The 16,398-nt window shown below is 73.3% G+C and carries 16 protein-coding genes and 1 pseudogene; 9 read left to right on the top strand and 8 right to left on the bottom strand.

Going from position 1 to position 16,398, the window contains the following annotated elements; translation table 11 throughout:
* Window positions 1–33 precede the first annotated feature (33 nt).
* From ACQ9ZG_RS32850 to ACQ9ZG_RS32840, 3 genes are all read right to left on the bottom strand, one after another.
* A complete protein-coding gene (locus tag ACQ9ZG_RS32850) occupies window positions 34–1,710 on the bottom strand; it encodes an ABC-F family ATP-binding cassette domain-containing protein (protein ID WP_109916289.1) in 1,677 nt (558 codons plus the stop codon).
* Between the two features lie 311 nt (window positions 1,711–2,021).
* A complete protein-coding gene (mptB, locus tag ACQ9ZG_RS32845; RefSeq protein ID WP_109916288.1) occupies window positions 2,022–3,509 on the bottom strand; it encodes a polyprenol phosphomannose-dependent alpha 1,6 mannosyltransferase MptB in 1,488 nt (495 codons plus the stop codon).
* A gap of 87 nt (window positions 3,510–3,596) precedes the next feature.
* A complete protein-coding gene (locus tag ACQ9ZG_RS32840) occupies window positions 3,597–3,869 on the bottom strand; it encodes a hypothetical protein (protein ID WP_018487763.1) in 273 nt (90 codons plus the stop codon).
* Between the two features lie 140 nt (window positions 3,870–4,009).
* Between ACQ9ZG_RS32840 and ACQ9ZG_RS32835 the strand changes: the two genes are divergently transcribed.
* The 4 genes from ACQ9ZG_RS32835 (at window position 4,010) to ACQ9ZG_RS32820 (ending at window position 8,440) form a co-directional block, all read left to right on the top strand.
* Entirely contained in the window at window positions 4,010–4,837 is an 828-nt protein-coding gene (locus tag ACQ9ZG_RS32835) for a PP2C family protein-serine/threonine phosphatase (protein ID WP_109916287.1), read from the top strand.
* Between the two features lie 264 nt (window positions 4,838–5,101).
* Window positions 5,102–6,097, top strand: a complete 996-nt coding sequence (locus tag ACQ9ZG_RS32830) for an MASE1 domain-containing protein (protein WP_181398409.1) — start codon at window positions 5,102–5,104, stop codon at window positions 6,095–6,097.
* 292 nt (window positions 6,098–6,389) lie between these two features.
* Complete coding sequence (locus tag ACQ9ZG_RS32825; RefSeq protein ID WP_109917414.1) at window positions 6,390–6,584, top strand: antitoxin; 195 nt, start codon at window positions 6,390–6,392, stop codon at window positions 6,582–6,584.
* Between the two features lie 245 nt (window positions 6,585–6,829).
* Window positions 6,830–8,440 carry a sigma-70 family RNA polymerase sigma factor gene (locus ACQ9ZG_RS32820; protein ID WP_499281542.1) on the top strand — a complete coding sequence of 537 codons (1,611 nt, stop codon included), beginning with the start codon at window positions 6,830–6,832 and terminating at the stop codon, window positions 8,438–8,440.
* A gap of 278 nt (window positions 8,441–8,718) precedes the next feature.
* Here the strand turns inward: ACQ9ZG_RS32820 and ACQ9ZG_RS32815 are convergent, their stop codons facing one another.
* Both ACQ9ZG_RS32815 and ctaD read right to left on the bottom strand, forming a co-directional pair.
* A complete protein-coding gene (locus tag ACQ9ZG_RS32815) occupies window positions 8,719–9,060 on the bottom strand; it encodes a hypothetical protein (protein ID WP_109914026.1) in 342 nt (113 codons plus the stop codon).
* A 43-nt stretch (window positions 9,061–9,103) separates the two neighbouring features.
* On the bottom strand, window positions 9,104–10,834 hold the full coding sequence (ctaD, locus tag ACQ9ZG_RS32810) for an aa3-type cytochrome oxidase subunit I (RefSeq protein WP_499281541.1): 1,731 nt from the start codon (window positions 10,832–10,834) through the stop codon (window positions 9,104–9,106).
* A gap of 234 nt (window positions 10,835–11,068) precedes the next feature.
* Here ctaD and ACQ9ZG_RS32805 point away from each other — a divergent pair.
* Window positions 11,069–11,749, top strand: a pseudogene (locus ACQ9ZG_RS32805) (NADPH-dependent F420 reductase); the annotation flags it as partial.
* Between the two features lie 69 nt (window positions 11,750–11,818).
* Here ACQ9ZG_RS32805 and ACQ9ZG_RS32800 read toward each other — a convergent pair.
* The 3 genes from ACQ9ZG_RS32800 to ACQ9ZG_RS32790 are packed head-to-tail and all read right to left on the bottom strand — an operon-like array spanning window position 11,819 to window position 13,556.
* Window positions 11,819–12,202, bottom strand: a complete 384-nt coding sequence (locus tag ACQ9ZG_RS32800; protein WP_109917381.1) for a hypothetical protein — start codon at window positions 12,200–12,202, stop codon at window positions 11,819–11,821.
* On the bottom strand, window positions 12,199–12,999 hold the full coding sequence (locus ACQ9ZG_RS32795; RefSeq protein WP_109917380.1) for an anti-sigma factor: 801 nt from the start codon (window positions 12,997–12,999) through the stop codon (window positions 12,199–12,201). Before ACQ9ZG_RS32795 ends, ACQ9ZG_RS32800 begins: the two co-directional genes overlap by 4 nt.
* Window positions 12,990–13,556, bottom strand: a complete 567-nt coding sequence (locus ACQ9ZG_RS32790) for an RNA polymerase sigma factor (RefSeq protein ID WP_028417762.1) — start codon at window positions 13,554–13,556, stop codon at window positions 12,990–12,992. The genes ACQ9ZG_RS32795 and ACQ9ZG_RS32790 overlap by 10 nt, the downstream gene beginning before the upstream one ends.
* Window positions 13,557–13,829: 273 nt before the next feature.
* Here ACQ9ZG_RS32790 and ACQ9ZG_RS32785 point away from each other — a divergent pair, with 273 nt between their 5' ends.
* The 4 genes from ACQ9ZG_RS32785 (at window position 13,830) to ACQ9ZG_RS32770 (ending at window position 16,350) form a co-directional block, all read left to right on the top strand.
* Entirely contained in the window at window positions 13,830–14,348 is a 519-nt protein-coding gene (locus ACQ9ZG_RS32785; RefSeq protein ID WP_028417763.1) for an Asp23/Gls24 family envelope stress response protein, read from the top strand.
* A 4-nt stretch (window positions 14,349–14,352) separates the two neighbouring features.
* The gene (locus tag ACQ9ZG_RS32780; protein ID WP_028417764.1) at window positions 14,353–14,583 is read left to right on the top strand and encodes a hypothetical protein; all 231 of its coding nucleotides are present in this window, start codon (window positions 14,353–14,355) and stop codon (window positions 14,581–14,583) included.
* A complete protein-coding gene (locus ACQ9ZG_RS32775) occupies window positions 14,580–15,674 on the top strand; it encodes a DUF6286 domain-containing protein (protein WP_499281540.1) in 1,095 nt (364 codons plus the stop codon). Before ACQ9ZG_RS32780 ends, ACQ9ZG_RS32775 begins: the two co-directional genes overlap by 4 nt.
* 85 nt (window positions 15,675–15,759) lie before the next feature.
* Window positions 15,760–16,350 carry an Asp23/Gls24 family envelope stress response protein gene (locus ACQ9ZG_RS32770; RefSeq protein ID WP_499281539.1) on the top strand — a complete coding sequence of 197 codons (591 nt, stop codon included), beginning with the start codon at window positions 15,760–15,762 and terminating at the stop codon, window positions 16,348–16,350.
* Window positions 16,351–16,398 lie beyond the last annotated feature (48 nt).

The following is a 16,398-nucleotide window of genomic DNA, read 5'->3' as shown; positions in this document are numbered from 1 at the left end:
CCCACCCCCCGCGCCCGGGGCCCCCGGCGCGCGTCACAGGGTGCCCGCCGCGGGCGGGTCCGCGTCGCCGAACAGGGCCCGGACCTCCTCCGCGTCGCTCTCCCGCAGCTCGTCGTCGAGCACGATCCAGCGGGTGATGGCCACGGACTCCAGGAACGGCAGGTCGTGGCTGGCGATGAGGAGGGCGCCCTCATAGGACTCCAGGGCGCTCGCCAGCTGCCGCACGCTCGCCACGTCGAGGTTGTTCGTCGGCTCGTCCAGCAGGAGCAGCTGCGGTGCGGGGGCGGCGAGCATCGTCGCGGCGAGCGCGGCCCGGAAGCGTTCGCCGCCGGAGAGGGTGCCGGCCGGCTGCTCGGCGCGCGCTCCCTTGAAGAGGAACCGGGCGAGCTGGGAGCGGATCTCGTTGTCGGTGGTGCCGGGGGCGGTGCGGGCCACGTTGGCGGCGACGCTCAGGGTGTCGTCGAGGACGTCCAGCCGCTGCGGGAGGAACTTCAGGGGCACGGAGACGGTGGCCTCGCCCGCGCCCGGCTCCAGTTCCCCGGTGACGGTGCGCAGCAGGGTCGTCTTGCCCGCCCCGTTGCGGCCGACGAGGGCGATGCGTTCGGGGCCCCTGACCTGGAGGCTGCCGTCGCGCAGCCGTCCGTAGGGCAGGCTCAGCTCCCGTACCGTCAGGACGGTGCGCCCGGCGGGTACGGCGGTGCGGGGCAGGCTCACCTTGATCTCGGCGTCCCGGCGGACGGCGTCGGCGGCCTCCTCCCTGCGCTCGCGGGCCTCCGCCAGCCGGTCCTCGTGCAGTCCGCGCAGCCGGTCGCCGGACTCCTGGGCCGAGCGCTTGCGCTCCCCGGCGACGATGCGCGGAGCCTTGCGCCGGTCGTCCAGCTTCTTGTCGTGGCGCCGGCGGCGGTCGACCTTGATCCGGGTCTCCTCCAGCTCGCGCTGCCTGCGCCGTACGTCGGCCTCGGCGGAGCGCAGCGTCCGCCCGGCGGCCTCCTGCTGGGTGGCCAGGGCCTCCTGGTAGGCCGACCAGCCGCCGCCGTACCAGCCGACAGCTCCGGATCGCAGCTCGGCGATGCGGTCGACCCGCTCCAGCAGGTCCCGGTCGTGGCTGACGACGATCAGGATGCCGGTGCGCCAGGAGTCGACGGCGTCGTACAGCCTGCGGCGGGCGAAGAGGTCCAGGTTGTTGGTGGGCTCGTCCAGGAGGAGGACGTCGGGGCGCTCCAGGAGCAGGGCGGCCAGGCGGAGCAGGACGGTCTCGCCGCCGGAGAGCTGCCCGACGGTGCGGTCCAGCCCGACGGCGCCGAGTCCCAGGGAGCCGAGGGTGGCGAGGGCGCGTTCCTCGACGTCCCAGTCGTCACCGACCGTGGCGAAGTGCGCCTCCCGTACGTCCCCGGCCTCGATGGCGCGCAGGGCGGCCCGCCGTTCCGCGATGCCGAGGGCGGCGTCGACCCGCAGCTCCGTGTCCAGGGTGATGTTCTGGGGCAGATGGGCGAGGTTTCCGCCGACGGTGACGGAGCCCTCCGTGGGGCGCAGCTCTCCGGCGAGGAGCCGCAGCAGGGTCGACTTGCCGGTGCCGTTGGTGCCGACGAGGCCGGTGCGGCCCCGGGGGACGGTGAGGGAGAGCCCGTCGAAGAGGCCCGTGCCGTCGGGCCACCGGTGGGTGAGGTGGGATACGGCGACGGAGGCCGCGGGCGCGGTGGGATGGCTCATGGTGGTTCTCGCAGTCGGAAGCTCGGAGGAGAGGGGGCTTCGTATGCGAACAAGCACGCGGCGACCCGGCCCGGGGGGCCGGAGGGTGGTGGGGAGAGCGGTCCTGCGAAGGGAGGGACGGGCTCAGCACCGAGGTCGCATCCACGCGGGCGTCACGGGCGGCGGGTGTGCCGGCGGTGTCGTGACGGTGTACGGGCCAGGGCCGTACCGCGTGATGATCGCGGACCTCAGATGCGCAACGTCCACCTCTATCGGAGACGACAGGACGTGATCACGGTACCGGAGGCCCGCGCGGGGCGTCGAGCGATTATCTACGCGGTTCCCCGCGGGGCCCCGGCGCTCCGCGGGGCATGCGGGGTGTCGGGGTGGGCTCCGCGCGGTCCGGGCACCGGCGCGGGCTCCGGCACGGACGGGGTGCGGCGGATGACGAGGGTGGCGACGAGCGCCGCGATTCCGGCGAGGACGAAGCCGAAGGCCGGGGTGCCGCCCGCGGGGTGGGTCTCGTAGACCAGCGCGGCCGACAGGACGGTGAGGACGGCGACGAGCCGGCCGTGCTGCTGGGTGGCGGCGACGACCACCAGACCCCACAGCAGGTACCAGGGCTGGACCATGGGCGAGAGCGCGACGAGCGCCAGCAGGCCGAGGCCCAGGGCGTGGACCGGGGGCAGATGGCCGCTCATCGACCTGCGGGCCAGGACGAGAATCAGGACGACCGCCGCCGCCAGTCCGAGGGTCTGCACGGCGGATGTGACGGGTTCGGGGTCGGTGCCCAGGAGCAGACGGCCCAGTTCGCCCAGGCCCAGGCCGAGGTCGCTGACGAGGGAGAGCGCGGTGTGGATGTTCCCGGCGACGCCCTGGGTGCGGAGCCAGCCGAAGCCGGTGCCGCTGACCAGCGTGGCCGATCCGGCGACCGCGCACGCGACGAGTCCGGGCGCGAGGAGCCCCTTGGCCCACCGTCGTACCTGCGGCCCGGTCGCGGAGGCGTGCACCATGACGCCGATGAACAGCAGCGACACGGCGGCCGGGGACTTGACCATCATCGCCAGTCCGATCAGGGCGCTGCCGGCCACCCAGCGGCCGCGCAGCGCGAGGGCGCACCCGGCGAGCATGAGGCCGATCATCAGGCCGTCGTTGTGCATGCCCCCGACGACGTGCATCAGCAGGAGCGGATTGAGCGCGCCCAGCCAGAGGGCACGGCTCTCGCCGGTGCCGTGCTCCCGGGCCAGGCGGCGCAGGGCCCAGACGATGAGGAGCAGGGAGGCGAGCGCGATGAGCCGCATCGCCAGGACGGCGGGGACGATCGTGCCGCCGGTCGTCTTCGCCACGGCGGCGGAGAGCAGGAGGAAGAGCGGTCCGTACGGGGCCGGGGTGTCGCGCCAGTGGTTGCCGACGCTCGCCGCCGCGTCACCGCCGATCCCCGCGGGGTCGAGACTGGAGGGGCCGACGGTGTAGACGTCGAGGCCCTCGACGACCATGGCGCCCTGGGCGATGTAGCTGTAGACGTCGGCGCTGTAGAGCGGCGGGGTGAGCAGGAACGGTGCCGTCCACCAGGCGAGGGTGGTGAGCGTCTCGCGGACGGTGGCGGCGGTTCTGCCGTACTGCCACCAGGCGACGACGAGCATGGTCAGTCCGGCGTAGGCGAGGACGGCCGCGGGGATCCGCACGGAGGCTCCGTGGTCGACCCAGAGCCCCCAGGGGTCGTGGGCGGGCAGCTTTCCGGAGATCCAGCCGCCCACGGCGGTCGCCAGGGCGGCTGCCGTGCCCAGCCGACGGTATCCGACAGCGCTCAAAGCCCACATGACGGCAGAATCTATCGGATGACCTGCGCCTCCTCTCCCCCAGGGCGGGGGTGGAGGACGGTCACCCGGAGGCGGCCCGGCCTGCGGTTACCAGCGGACGTCGCCGCGCCAGTCCCACTGGTGGCCGTCGGGTGAACGGGGTCCGTACTCCGCCCGGCCACCCGGACCGTAGGCGCCTATCTCGGTCATGAGTCCGGCGCCTTCGCGCAGGGCCTCGTCGCTCCAGCCGGTGACGTCCAGGAGCAGTCCGTCGAGCGGACCGCCGACCAGCTCCCGGTAGTCGTGGCCCGGCCTCGGGCCGGGGTGCGGGTCGTCGTGGTCGGTGCCGTACACCCGCCGCTGCCTCATCAGCTCGTCCATGCTGGCAGCATCGCACCGGCCACTGACAACGGCCCGGCGTGCGCGGCCATCCGGCAGGGTCGGCGGCGGCCTCCCGGCGGAGTCGCCGCCGCGTGACGCGCGCCATATGATGCAGGGACTCACGCACCGCGGAGCAGCCAATGAACCGGCGTCGGACCCCCCGCTCGGTGAGCGCCGAGGACCTGCTGACCACGCTGCAGAGCCTCACCGCCCGCGCCCGGCGGGAGGTGGAGTTCCACCAGGCCAGAGTGGAACTCGCGCAGGCCCTCCAGCGCGACATGCTTCCGGCGACCCTGCCCGCCCTTCCCGGCCTGCGGTCGGCCGCCCGGTACGCTCCCGCGCGCGACGGCCTGGACATCGGCGGTGACTGGTACGACGGCTTCCCCATGGCGGACGGGGCCGTGGGGTTCGCGATCGGCGACGTCCAGGGGCACGACGTGGAGGCGGCGGCCTTCATGGGGCAGGTGCGCATCGCGATGCGGGCGATCGCGGGTACGGTCTCCGACCCGGGTGAGGTGCTGGGCCGCACGAACGACCTGCTGCTCTCGGTGGACTCCGGTCTCTTCGCGACCTGTACGTTCCTGCGGCTGGATCCGCGGAGCTGGGAGCTGTGCAGCGCCCGGGCGGGGCATGTGGCCAGCGTGTGGGCGACCGTGGACGGGCGGTCGGGGGTGACGGAGGACCCCGGGGGCCTGCCGCTGGGCATCCAGACGGGTGAGAGGTATCCGGTCACCCGGCGCACGCTGCACACCGAGGGCGCGATCGTGCTGCTCACCGACGGGGTCGTCGAGGGTCCCTCGCTGCTGATCGAGGAGGGCCTCGACCAGGTCCGGCAGCTGGTCTCCGCCCACGCCGGGGCGGGTGCGGACGAGCTGGCCGACGGGGTCCTCGGGGCCGCGGAGCGGACGGGCCACGAGGACGACGCGGCCGTCCTCGTCCTTCGGCACGCTCCGGCCCGGGCGGGGTGACGAGCGGAGCGGCGGTGACGGCCGACATGTGACGGCGGGGGGCGGTGGGAGTGCCGGTCGGCCGTGACGGCGGGCGGGCACCCGGGCCGTGTCGGGCGCGGGGGCACCTTCGGCGCCGCTCGTCGGAATGCGCCCGGGTGGCGGCTGCGGAGGCCTGCGGGACCTCGGACACCGGGACGTCAGGCTGCCGGGCACGGGCACGTCAGGCTCTCGGGCGCGTGTCACCGGGCGTTCCGTCCGTGCGGTCGGTGTCTGATGAGCGGTGTGATCCGCAGTAAGGAAGCCAGACGTCGGGCCGTGTACGTGGCGCAGATCCTGGGCGTGACCGGCGCCTACTACCTGTCGGGGCGGCTCGGGCTGACGCGCCAGGTGGTGGTGGACGGGGCCGTGGTGACCCCGCTCTGGCCGCCCACCGGGATCTCGCTCGCCGCGCTGCTGTACTTCGGGGCGCGGATCTGGCCGGGCATCGCCCTGGGCGCGCTGATCACGGTCTCCGTCATCGGTGACGCCTTCACCGTGTCGCGCATGGGCATCGTCCTCGGCAACACCCTCGCCCCCCTGGCCGCCTACGCGCTGCTGCGGAAGGTGGGGTTCCGGAGCGAGCTGGACCGGCTGCGGGACGGGATCTGCCTGGTCTTCCTCGGCGCGTTCGCCGGGATGCTGGTCAGCGCCACCGTCGGCAGCGTGACCCTGCTGCTCGACGACAAGGTTCCCCCGGGGCGCTTCTGGCTGGTCTGGGCGTCGTGGTGGGCCGGGGATGCCATCGGGGTCCTCGTGGTCACCCCCGTACTGCTGGTGCTGCGCCGGCTGCGGCGGCCCCGGCTGGACGATCGGTGGGCGGAGGCGTGCGTCCTGGCGGTCGCGGTGGTCCTGGCGGGGACGATCTCCACCAGGAGCCCGCAATCGATGCTCTATCTCGTGTTCCCGGTGATCGTCTGGGCGGCGCTCCGGTTCCAGCTGCCCGGCAGCGCGCCGTGCGCCCTGGTGGTGTCGGTGCTGGCGATCACGGCGGGCACCGATTCCCTGGGGCCCTTCTCGGGTCACACCCTGATGGAGATCATGATCAACCTGACCGTGCTCAACGCGTGTGTGGCGCTCACGGCGCTGCTGCTCGGCGCGATCGTGGCCGAGCACCAGAACATCCGCCGCGAGACGGAGCACGCGGTCGTGGAGCTGGAGGCGCTGGTGGAACAGCTGGCACCGCTGCCGGGCCCGCCGACGGGCCGCCATGGCGACGGGCCGTCGCCCCCTCCCCGGTAGGCCGGTGGGCCGCTCAGTAGGGCAGCGGCCGGCCGGACGGCGTGCGCAGGTCGAGCGGGGGCGGCCCGGACGGGGGCGGTGGTCGACGGACTACGATACGGATGCGGCCCATGGCCACCACCTCCTCCAGGTGACCGGTATCTGCCCAGTCGGCGCGGCTTCACACGTCCCTGCCCCGCTTCCCTCTTGTCCGTTCCCCCGTTTTCGGCGCCCCGGCAGGTGCCGGGGATGCGGGCCGGGCCTCGGGAGGTGACCCTTGTCGGGTGGGGGCGCAGAGCCGAGGAGGCCAGGTATGTCCGCGATGGACAAGATCAAGAAGATGTTCAAGGGCCATGAGGACCAGGCCGGCAAGGGCATCGACAAGGCCGGAGACGTGGTCGACGACCGCACCCAGGGCAAGTACAGCGGCCAGGTCGACTCCGCCCAGGACAAGCTCAAGCAGCAGTTCGGTACGGAGCGCGACCAGGATGGTCCGCCGCGTACCTGACCCGCATCCGGTCCCCGTCCGTACCGCTGCCGTACCGCTGTCGGCGGCGACCGGTCGGCGCCGTCCGCTCGCGCTCCGGTCCGTGCCACGGGAGGCGTCCCGTGGCACGGACCGGAGCGCGTCCGCGTAGCGAGGGCGCTGAGGATTTCCGGGACGCTCGTCGGATTCTTGTTATCGTCCGGCCCGCTCCGCATCTCCCGAGTGTGGGAAGTGACAGCACCGGACCCCGGAAGAGTGAACACAGCATGGGCAAGGATCACGGGACGGCCTTGATCGCGGCGGCGCGGAACGGCGACCAGGAGGCCAAGGACCAGCTCGTAGCGTCGTATCTGCCGCTGCTCTACAACGTCGTCGGCCGGGCGTTGAACGGGCACGCGGACGTGGACGACGTCGTGCAGGAGACGGTGCTGCGGATGCTGCGCTCACTGCCCGAGCTGCGCGATCCGGGGCGCTTCCGTTCCTGGCTGGTCGCGATAGCCATGAACGAGATACGCCGGCACTGGCGCGAGGGCCAGGCGGGGCCGGGCTCCACCGACCGCCTGGACGACTCGTTCGACCTGGCCGATCCACGTGCCGACTTCGTCGAGCTGACCATCCTGCGGCTCGGGCTGACCGGGCAGCGTCGCCAGGTGGCCGAGGCGACCCGGTGGCTGGACGAGGACGACCGTGCGCTGCTGTCGCTGTGGTGGCTGGAGACGGGAGGCCAGCTCTCGCGGGCCGAGGTCGCCGCCGCCATGGAGCTCTCCCCGCAGCACACCGCCGTACGGGTGCAGCGGATGAAGGCGCAGCTGGAGGCGGCCCGGGTCGTGGTGGGCGCGCTGGCCGCCGACCCGCCGTGTGTGCTGCTGGAGGACATGCTCGTCGGCTGGGACGGGGTCCCGTCCGCCCTGTGGCGCAAGCGGCTGGCCCGGCACGCCCGCGAGTGCACGGTCTGCTCGGGCCACGGCATGGGGCTGGTACCGGCGGAGGGACTGCTGGTGGGGCTGGCGCTTCTCCCGGTGGCCGGGGCCGTGGGGAGCATGGTGGCCCCGGAGCTGCTGCCCACGGCCGCACAGCTGGCCGCGGCCCCGGCGGCCGGAGCGGGGCGGGCCGAGCGCAGGCGCGGTCAGGCACGGCGGCGGCGCCGCAATTCGGCCATCGCCGCCGTGGTCGCCGTCGCGGCGCTGGGGACCGGTGGCGCGGCCGTGCACCTGTACACCGACGACGAGGACCGCGACGCGACGACGCTGAGCGCCGGGGTCCCGAGCGGTGGCCCGACGCTGCCCGCGGAGGCCGCGGCCTCCTCCGCCCCGACGACCGCGTCCCCCTCGGCCTCCGCCACCTCGTCCTCCCCTTCGGCCGGCGCTTCGGCGTCGTCGAGCCCCTCGCGCAAGCCCGAGCCCAAGCCCTCGCCGACGAAGAGCAGCCGGCCCCCCGCGCCCAGCTCGGCCGCCCCGGCCCCGCAGCCCCCGCCGCCGCCCGCACCCGCGCCTCCGGCGTCGGAGGGCGACCAGGTCCTCCAGATCGTCAACGCGGAGCGGGCGAAGGAGGGGTGCGGTCCGGTGACCTCCAACGATCTGCTGGCCACGGCGGCGCAGCGGCACTCCGCCGACATGGAGTCCCGGGACTACTTCTCGCACACCTCCCCCGACGGCACCGACCCGGGCGACCGGATCACCGCGGTCGGGTACCGGTGGAGCACGTACGGCGAGAACATCGCCAAGGGGCAGCGCACTCCGGCCGATGTGATGGAGGCGTGGATGAACAGCCCGGGGCACCGGGCGAACATCCTGAACTGCGCCTTCAAGGAGATGGGGATAGGAAAGCAGGACTCCGGCGGCGGACCGGTGTGGACGCAGAAGTTCGGCACCCGCTGAGCATCGGCCGGCCGGGCGGGACCGAGCGGGCGGGACCGGCCCAAGGCAGGGCGGGCGGGGCCGGGTTCGGAGCGGTCGCCGCGTCCTGACGGACTCGGACAGGGCTTGCTCGGATGGGGCTTGCTCGGGCGGGGCGGGGCAGGGTGGGGCTCGGCTCGGGCGGGGCTCGACGCGGGCCGTTCAGGAACAGCTGCCGCCCGGCCCTCGAACCCCGGAGGGCCGTGGGCCGGGCCGGGATCCGGTACGACCGCAGGGGGTCGTACCAGATCCCGGCCGGTTCAGCGCAGCAGCAGGGTCAGCGCGATGGCGACGGCGGTGACCGCACCCACCGCCGTGACCGCGAGGGCCACACAGCGGGCCCGGAGCCGCTCGTAGCGTGCGGTGTACTCCCCGCGCAGTTCGGCCGCCCGGTCGCGGACGCGGGTGAGCGCGTCGCGGGAGGCGGCGACCCGCTCGGTGAGGTAGACGCGCTCCACGTCCTCGCGCTGGGCGGTGGTGAGCCAGGGGAGCTGGTCGGTGAAGCGTCGCGCCTGCGCCCGCGCCCTCTCGATCTCGGCGTTCCACAGCAGGTAGCCCTCCAGTTGGGCCAGACCGCGGGCGCTGTCCTTGTCGGGGTTCACACGTCCTCCTCTCGTCGGGCTCTCCGGTCGCGGCGGGACGGGCTCACTCCTGCCGGTCCCCCGGCGCCACGGTGACGGAGGCGTCGGGCCGGTTGGCGGCCGCGTCGACCTCCCGCAGCGTCGGGTGGTGCAGGTCGAACGCCGGGGATTCGGAGCGGATCCGCGGCAGGGTCACGAAGTTGTGGCGCGGGGGCGGGCAGGAGGTCGCCCACTCCAGCGAACGGCCGTAACCCCACGGATCGTCCTCCCGGATCCGCTCGCCGTACTTGGCAGTCCTCCAGACGTTGTAGAAGAACGGCAGGATGGAGAGACCGAGAATGAACGAGGCAATGGTGGAAAGGGTGTTCAGCGCGGTGAACCCGTCGGCCGCGAGATAGTCCGCGTATCGGCGGGGCATTCCTTCCGCCCCCAGCCAGTGCTGCACCAGGAAGGTGCCGTGGAAGCCGACGAAGAGGGTCCAGAAGGTGACCTTCCCGAGCCGCTCGTCCAGCATCTTGCCGGTGAACTTCGGCCACCAGAAATGGAATCCGGCGAACATCGCGAAGACCACGGTGCCGAACACCACGTAGTGGAAGTGCGCGACGACGAAGTACGAGTCCGAGACGTGGAAGTCCATCGGGGGCGAGGCGAGAATGATCCCGGTCAGCCCGCCGAAGAGGAAGGTGACCAGGAATCCGATCGACCAGAGCATCGGTGTTTCGAGGGAGATCGACCCCTTCCACATGGTGCCGATCCAGTTGAAGAACTTCACGCCCGTCGGGACCGCGATGAGGAACGTCATGAAGGAGAAGAACGGCAGCAGCACCGCTCCCGTGACGAACATGTGGTGCGCCCATACGGTCACCGAGAGCCCGGCGATGGCGATGGTGGCGGCGACCAGGCCGATATAGCCGAACACCGGTTTACGGCTGAAAACCGGGAAGATCTCGGTGACGATGCCGAAGAACGGCAGGGCGATGATGTACACCTCCGGGTGGCCGAAGAACCAGAAGAGGTGCTGCCACAGCAGCGCGCCGCCGTTGGCCGGGTCGAAGACATGGGCACCGAACTTGCGGTCCGCCTCCAGGACGAGCAGGGCGGCGGCCAGGACCGGGAAGGCCAGCAGGACCAGGACACCGGTCAGCAGGACGTTCCAGGTGAAGATCGGCATGCGGAACATCGTCATGCCGGGTGCGCGCATGCAGATGATCGTGGTGATGAAGTTGACCGAGCCGAGGATCGTGCCGAAGCCGGAGAAGGCCAGACCCATGATCCACATGTCGGCGCCGATGCCCGGCGAGCGGACGGCGTCGTTCAGCGGCGCGTAGGCGAACCACCCGAAGTCGGCGGCGCCCTGCGGCGTGAGGAAGCCCGCGACGACGATGAGCGAGCCGAAGACGTACAGCCAGTACGCGAACATGTTCAGCCGCGGGAACGCCACATCGGGCGCCCCGATCTGCAGCGGCATGATCCAGTTGGCGAACCCGGCGAACAGCGGCGTCGCGAACATCAGCAGCATGATCGTGCCGTGCATCGTGAACGCCTGATTAAATTGTTCGTTCGAAATCAACTGGGTTCCGGGCCGGGCCAGTTCGGCGCGCATCACCAGGGCCAGCAGCCCGCCCACGCAGAAGAAGGCGAAGGACGTGACCAGGTAGAGCGTGCCGATCGTCTTGTGGTCCGTGCTGGTCATCCACTTGACGACGACATTGCCCGGCTCCTTGCGCCGTACCGGCAGTTCGTCCCCCTCTGCGGCATCGGTCTCCACCGGTTGCGAGATGCCCCTCGTCGTCACTGCGACGCTCCTTCGGTCAACGGCCCGTATGGACTCGGCGACCAGGATGGACCCGCGGAGATCGGTCCGGTGGGACATCCTTCCCCGTCCCGTGCGAGCGCCCGGCAAGGACACTCATATGGCCCACAGCGCCCTTCACCCGGCTTCTCCCTGACGTCACCCGAACGCACCGGCCCGGAATAGCTCGCCGGACAGCGGAGTTGGTGGAGCCACAGAACCACTGCTCCCCCACCCAGCACGTATCGGAAGGTCGGATCCATGAAGATCGGCATTATCGGCGCGGGCAACATCGGCGGAAATCTCACCAGGCGGCTGACGGCGCTCGGGCATGACGTCTCGGTCGCCAACTCCCGTGGCCCGGAGACCCTGACGGCCCTGGCCGAGGAGACCGGTGCCACCCCGGTCACCGCGTCCGAGGCGGCGCGGGGCGCCCGTATCGTCGTCGTGACCGTCCCGCTCAAGGCCGTACCCGACCTGCCCTCCGGGCTCCTGGACGGGGCGGCCGAGGGGGTGGCGGTCATCGACACCGGCAATTACTACCCGCAGCGCGACGGCCGGATCCCCGCCATCGAGGACGGGCTGCCGGAGAGCCGGTGGACCGAGCGGCAGCTCGGCCACCCGGTGATCAAGGCGTTCAACGGGACCTACGCCCAGGACATCCTGGACCGGGGCCGCCCGGCGGGCAGCCCCGGCCGGCAGGCGCTGCCGGTGGCCGGGGACGACCCGGTGGCGAAGCAGGCCGTACGCGACCTGATCGACGGACTCGGCTTCGACACGGTCGACGCGGGCGGGCTCGACGAGTCGTGGCGCCAGCAGCCCGGCACACCGGTCTACGGCCACCAGGGCGATGCCGACGCCGTCACGAAGGCGCTGGCGGAGGCGTCGCCGGAGCGGACGGCGGAATGGCGCGCCTGAGCGCCTGATCCGCGGGGGGGGGCGGACCGTCGCCGTCTCCCCCGCTTCCCCCCGTCCGTCCGTCGGGGCTCAGACCACCCCCGTCACCGTCACCCGCACCGAGACCGAGGGCTCGCCGCGGGTGGCGACCAGTGTGGCGGTGTGGACGGCCCGGGTGACATCGAGGGCACGGTGGCCGCGGTGCAGGACGAGCCGGAGGTCGATGTGCCAGGTGCCCGTCGTGGCGTCCCGGCTCACCCGTACCCCCTGCGTCCGCGGACCGGGGCCCGTCGCGAGGCGCGGGGCCCGGTCCGCGACCCGGGTCCTCAGCAGGTCCACGACCCCGGGGCGCAGGAAGGCGACGCCGGGAACGCCCTCGGCGGCCCGGGCCGCCGCTTCGGCCAGGCGGTCCTGGTCCCGGTTCCGGTCCCTCTCCCCGTCCTGTTCCCGGTCCCGCGGTGCATCGGCGGTCATCGCGCTGTTCCTCCCGTGCCATGGCCCTCGCGCCCGTCGTACGCTCCGTACGAACGGTGCGCCGGGCCGTCGTCGTGCTCGTCGTCCAGGATGTCCACGACCATGACGTCGGCCGCCCCGAGGCGGATGCCGATGTCCTGGTCGGCGACGGCGGCGATCCGGGCGCGTACGTCGTCGGCCACCTCCGGAAGGGACCGCTCCAGGCTCGCCGCCACTTCGACCCGCACATGGACGGGGCCCGTCGGGTCGGCCGGGTCGAGCGGGGCGATCCGGCAGCTCCCGGCCCGTACCCCGGGCAGCGCGTCGACCGCAGCCCGCAGCAGCCGGGCCGCGGCAGCCTCGACGATCCAGTGGTCCTCCTCCGGTTCCCCGAGGGGAAGCGCACGCCCGGGGCGCAGTTCGAGGCGGACCAGGTCCATCACCCGGGCCGTGATCGCGGCCGCGGTGGCCTCCGGAACATCGGGCTCCTCGGCGCAGGTGCGGCGTACGGCGGCGTCCAGGCCGGTGAGTTCGGCCAGGGCGGCCGAGCAGTGCGGGCAGGCCGAGAGGTGGGGGTCGTCGGCGGTCCGGCCGGTGTCACCGGCGTCCCAGACCTCGCTGAGCAGACGCCCGCAGGCGAGCCGTTCGTCCTCCGCCTCCTCCGTTTCGTCCCGGCTCCGCCCGGATGTGTACGGGTCCTGTTCCGGCTCGTGTCGGTTCCCATCCGGCCGGTAGCGGTTCTCCTCCAGCTCCTGCCCGTCCTCTCCCGGCACGTGCCCGTTCTCTTCCGGCAGGCCGGGGTCTGCGCTCATCGCCATGCGCTCATCGCCTCCGTCAGGGAGCGGCGGGCCCGGAAGACCCGGCCTCGGACCGCCTGCAGACTGATTCCGACCGTGTCCGCGATGCTCTCGTACGACAGTCCTTGCATCTCGCGGAGCACCCAGCAGACACGTTGTTCGGGTGAGAGGTCCGCCATCGCCCGGGCCAGTGCGTCGGCCGCGGCCCGCGACTCCACGGCGCGGGCGGGCGACGCCTGGTGGTCGGGGGCGGCCTGCTCGGGGACCGCGTCGAGGGCCGCCGCCGGTCTCCGGGAGCGGAGCCGGTTGAGGCAGCGGTTGGTGACGATGCGGTGGAGCCAGGTGGAGAAGGCCGCGTCCCGGCGGAACTCGGGGAGTTTGCGCCAGGCGCTCACGAAGGCGTCCTGAACGGCGTCCTCCGCGTCCGCCCGGTCCCCCAGGAGCCGCATCGCGAGTTGCAGCATGGCGGGACTGTGCCGCCGTACGAGCACCTCGAACGCCTCCTCGTCGCCCTCACCGGCGCGCACGACCAGCAGCGTCTCGTCGGTACGGGTGCCCTGCGGCGCCCGTGCCGTCATCTCATTCCCGTTGCCGGGCACGGACCAGCCCCTCCCGCGATCGCTTCCACGTCACCTTCCCGGTGCTGTCGTCTTCTCTGCTTCTCGGTCCTCTCCGTTGGACACACCGTCCGCCGGAACGTCACGCACCGATCTGCCCCGAACTCGGGTTCTCGAACTCGGACGCCACAGGGGTCGGCAGAAGATTTCCGGGAACCCGCGTGACGAATCGGCGGACGGCGTGTCCAAAGAGATGTCAGGCAGAACGAGCCGAGCGATGTGCGAGGAGTTTCCATGACCACCACTCAGGCAGCAGCAGCCGTTCCCTCCGCGAGCACGGGGCAGGGCACGGGCGGGACGAAGCAGGGCGCCGGCGGGACGACGACCGTGGGGAGCGGTGCCACCGGCGCGTCCGAGCCCGCCGCGACCCGGGGCCGCACCTCGATCGCGGACACCGTCGTCGTGAAGATCGCGGGGATGGCGGCGCGGGAGATCCCGGGCGTGCACGACATGGGCGGCGGGCTCTCCCGCACGATCGGCGCGGTGCGCGACCGGGTGCCGGGCGGCCGGCCCAACGTCGGGCGGGGTGTCAAGGTCGAGGTGGGCGAGCGCCAGACGGCCATCGACCTGGATCTCGTCGTCGAGTACGGCGTCGCGATCACCGATGTCGCCCATGACGTACGCGAGAACGTCATCGCGGCCGTGGAGCGTACGACGGGTCTGGAGGTCGTCGAGGTCAACGTGACCGTGAACGACGTGCACCTGCCCGAGGACGACGACGAGGCCGCGCCCGCCGAGACCCGCGTGGCGTGACGCGGTGACTCGGAGGGTGGACGGGCCGGAACCGGTGGGCGGTGTGCCCGGCGGCCGGGGTGTGCTCGGTGCCGCCGCGGGCATGGCGCTGGGGTTCGCGGGCTGGTTCGGCGGGTTCGGGGCGTTCCTCGTGGTGGGCGCGCTCGGGGCGCTGGGCTGGTTCGCCGGTCACCTCGCGGACCGGGGCACCGGGCTGCGGGAGTTCCTGGACGAGTTGGCGGGGAGGCGGCGGTGACGGTCCCCGCCGGTGAGCGCGGTACGACGACGGTGGCCCCGAGGACGGTGCGGCGCATCGCCGAACGGGCCGCCGCCGAGGCCCTGCCCGGCGGCGGGTCGGTGACCCGGGGTTCGGCCACGGTGCGCGGGGCCTCCGCCCGGATCGCGGTGGACGTGCGGCTGCCGTACCCGGTGCGGGCCGACGAGGCGGCGCAGCGGGTGCGGGAGCGGGCGGAGGCGCGGACGGCGGCCCTCACGGGGCTGTCCGTGCCCCGCGCCGCGGTCCGCGTCGACGCGCTGACGGTCGCCACGGCCTCTGCCGTGGTGACGCGTGGGGCTCCTGGGGACGTGGATGCCGTCGAGGCTCCGGAGGTGGTCCCCAGCGCCCGGATCAGGGCGGAACGGCGTGTTCCCTCGGCGCTTCTGGCGGTCGCGGGGGCCGTGGCGTGCGGGCTGCTGCTGGCCGATGTGATCGCGGTGCGGCTCGGCGGTGCCCCGGCCGACTGGCGTACGGCTGTCCTCGACTGGGCGGCGACCCACGGTCCGGCGGACTCCGCCGTTCGGATCGGCGGGGCGGTGGCGGCGCTCGCGGGCGTCTGGCTGCTGGGGTGCGCACTGCTGCCGGGTTCCCGGCGGCGGCTGCGGATGGGCGTGTCCGCGCCGGAGGTGCGGGCGCAGTTGGACCGCACGGCTGCGGCCCGCGTCCTGCGCGAGCGGGCGCTCGCCGTCTCCGGGGTGGTCGGAGCGCGGGTCGGCGTCCGGCGTCGGCGGGCCCGGGTACGGGTCGTCGTGGGGTATGGCGACCCGGAGGAGGTGCGCTCGGAGGCGGTCCGGGTGCTGGACGCGAGTCTGGCGGAGCTCGGCCTGGCCCGTACGCCGGTGCTGCGGGTCGGGGTTCAGGTGCGGCGTGACGCGGGCGCGGAGGCGACCGAGCCTTCGGCGGCGACTGCGGGCGCGGACCGGCATGAGGTTCGGGACACGTCGGACGGCCTTCGGGACGGCCGCCAGGGCGAGCTGCGGAACGGGCACGAGGACGGCGTCGGCGACGAAGTCCGGACCGGATATGAGGACGGGGTCGGCGACGACCTCCGGGAGGGCGGAAAGGCGTGAGCGGCGTGGCGGATGGCGGCGTGACGGGCTGCGGCGGGGCGGGCGGCGGCAGCGGGTGCCGGGCGAACGGACGGGGTGCGGGCCGGTGACCGGGTCGCGTGGCGTGGTGAACCGGGCGCTCCTCGGTACGGTCGGCCTCGCCCTCCTGACCGGTGGCGTCCTGCTGGCCGTCGGGGACGGTTCGGGGCTGGGACGGATCGGGCGCGAGGTGCCCGACCGGTGGGCCGAGCGCGCCGCGGACGGGGTGCTGCTGGACCGCGACGGGCTGGCCCGGCTGCGGGAGAACGGCTGGTGGACTCCTGCGGTGATCGTGGCGCTCATCCTCGTACTGGCCCTGTTCGTCCGGTGGTTCGCCCTTCAGGTGTCGGTGTCCGGCCCCCGCTGGGTGGGCCTGCGGGCCCCTGGACTGACATTGCGACGACGGAGCTGGGAGCGGGCGATGACCGCGCAGGCCGTCGCCGTGGAGGGCGTGGCGCGCGCCCGGGTCCGCCTGTCCGGTCGGCCACTGCGTGCGGCGGTGACACTGGTCGTCGAACCGGAGGCACGGCCTGCGGAGGTGGTGCGCCGGGTCGCCGCCGGGATGGTCGCGGACGCGCGCCGCTGCGCGGGCGTACGCGGTCTGCCGACCGATCTGCGGGTGCGGGTGGTGAACCGGCGCGAGCGGCGCACGCGCTGAGCCGGGGTGCCGGAGACGGTGCACCGGATCCCCACCCCGCCCACCACC

The sequence above is a fragment of the Streptomyces araujoniae genome (assembly GCF_050871195.1).
GTDB lineage: Bacteria > Actinomycetota > Actinomycetes > Streptomycetales > Streptomycetaceae > Streptomyces > Streptomyces bacillaris.
This window is presented reverse-complemented; position numbering and strand designations above follow the sequence as displayed.

Excerpts from the sequence above, each read along its gene's own strand:
- ACQ9ZG_RS32850 (WP_109916289.1), bottom strand. The coding sequence starts at position 1,710 with ATGAGCCATCCCACCGCGCCCGCGGCCTCCGTCGCCGTATCCCACCTC.
- mptB (WP_109916288.1), bottom strand. The coding sequence starts at position 3,509 with ATGTGGGCTTTGAGCGCTGTCGGATACCGTCGGCTGGGCACGGCAGCC.
- ACQ9ZG_RS32840 (WP_018487763.1), bottom strand. The coding sequence starts at position 3,869 with ATGGACGAGCTGATGAGGCAGCGGCGGGTGTACGGCACCGACCACGAC.
- ACQ9ZG_RS32835 (WP_109916287.1), top strand. The coding sequence starts at position 4,010 with ATGAACCGGCGTCGGACCCCCCGCTCGGTGAGCGCCGAGGACCTGCTG.
- ACQ9ZG_RS32825 (WP_109917414.1), top strand. The coding sequence starts at position 6,390 with ATGTCCGCGATGGACAAGATCAAGAAGATGTTCAAGGGCCATGAGGAC.
- ACQ9ZG_RS32820 (WP_499281542.1), top strand. The coding sequence starts at position 6,830 with ATGGGCAAGGATCACGGGACGGCCTTGATCGCGGCGGCGCGGAACGGC.
- ACQ9ZG_RS32800 (WP_109917381.1), bottom strand. The coding sequence starts at position 12,202 with ATGACCGCCGATGCACCGCGGGACCGGGAACAGGACGGGGAGAGGGAC.
- ACQ9ZG_RS32795 (WP_109917380.1), bottom strand. The coding sequence starts at position 12,999 with ATGGCGATGAGCGCAGACCCCGGCCTGCCGGAAGAGAACGGGCACGTG.
- ACQ9ZG_RS32790 (WP_028417762.1), bottom strand. The coding sequence starts at position 13,556 with ATGACGGCACGGGCGCCGCAGGGCACCCGTACCGACGAGACGCTGCTG.
- ACQ9ZG_RS32785 (WP_028417763.1), top strand. The coding sequence starts at position 13,830 with ATGACCACCACTCAGGCAGCAGCAGCCGTTCCCTCCGCGAGCACGGGG.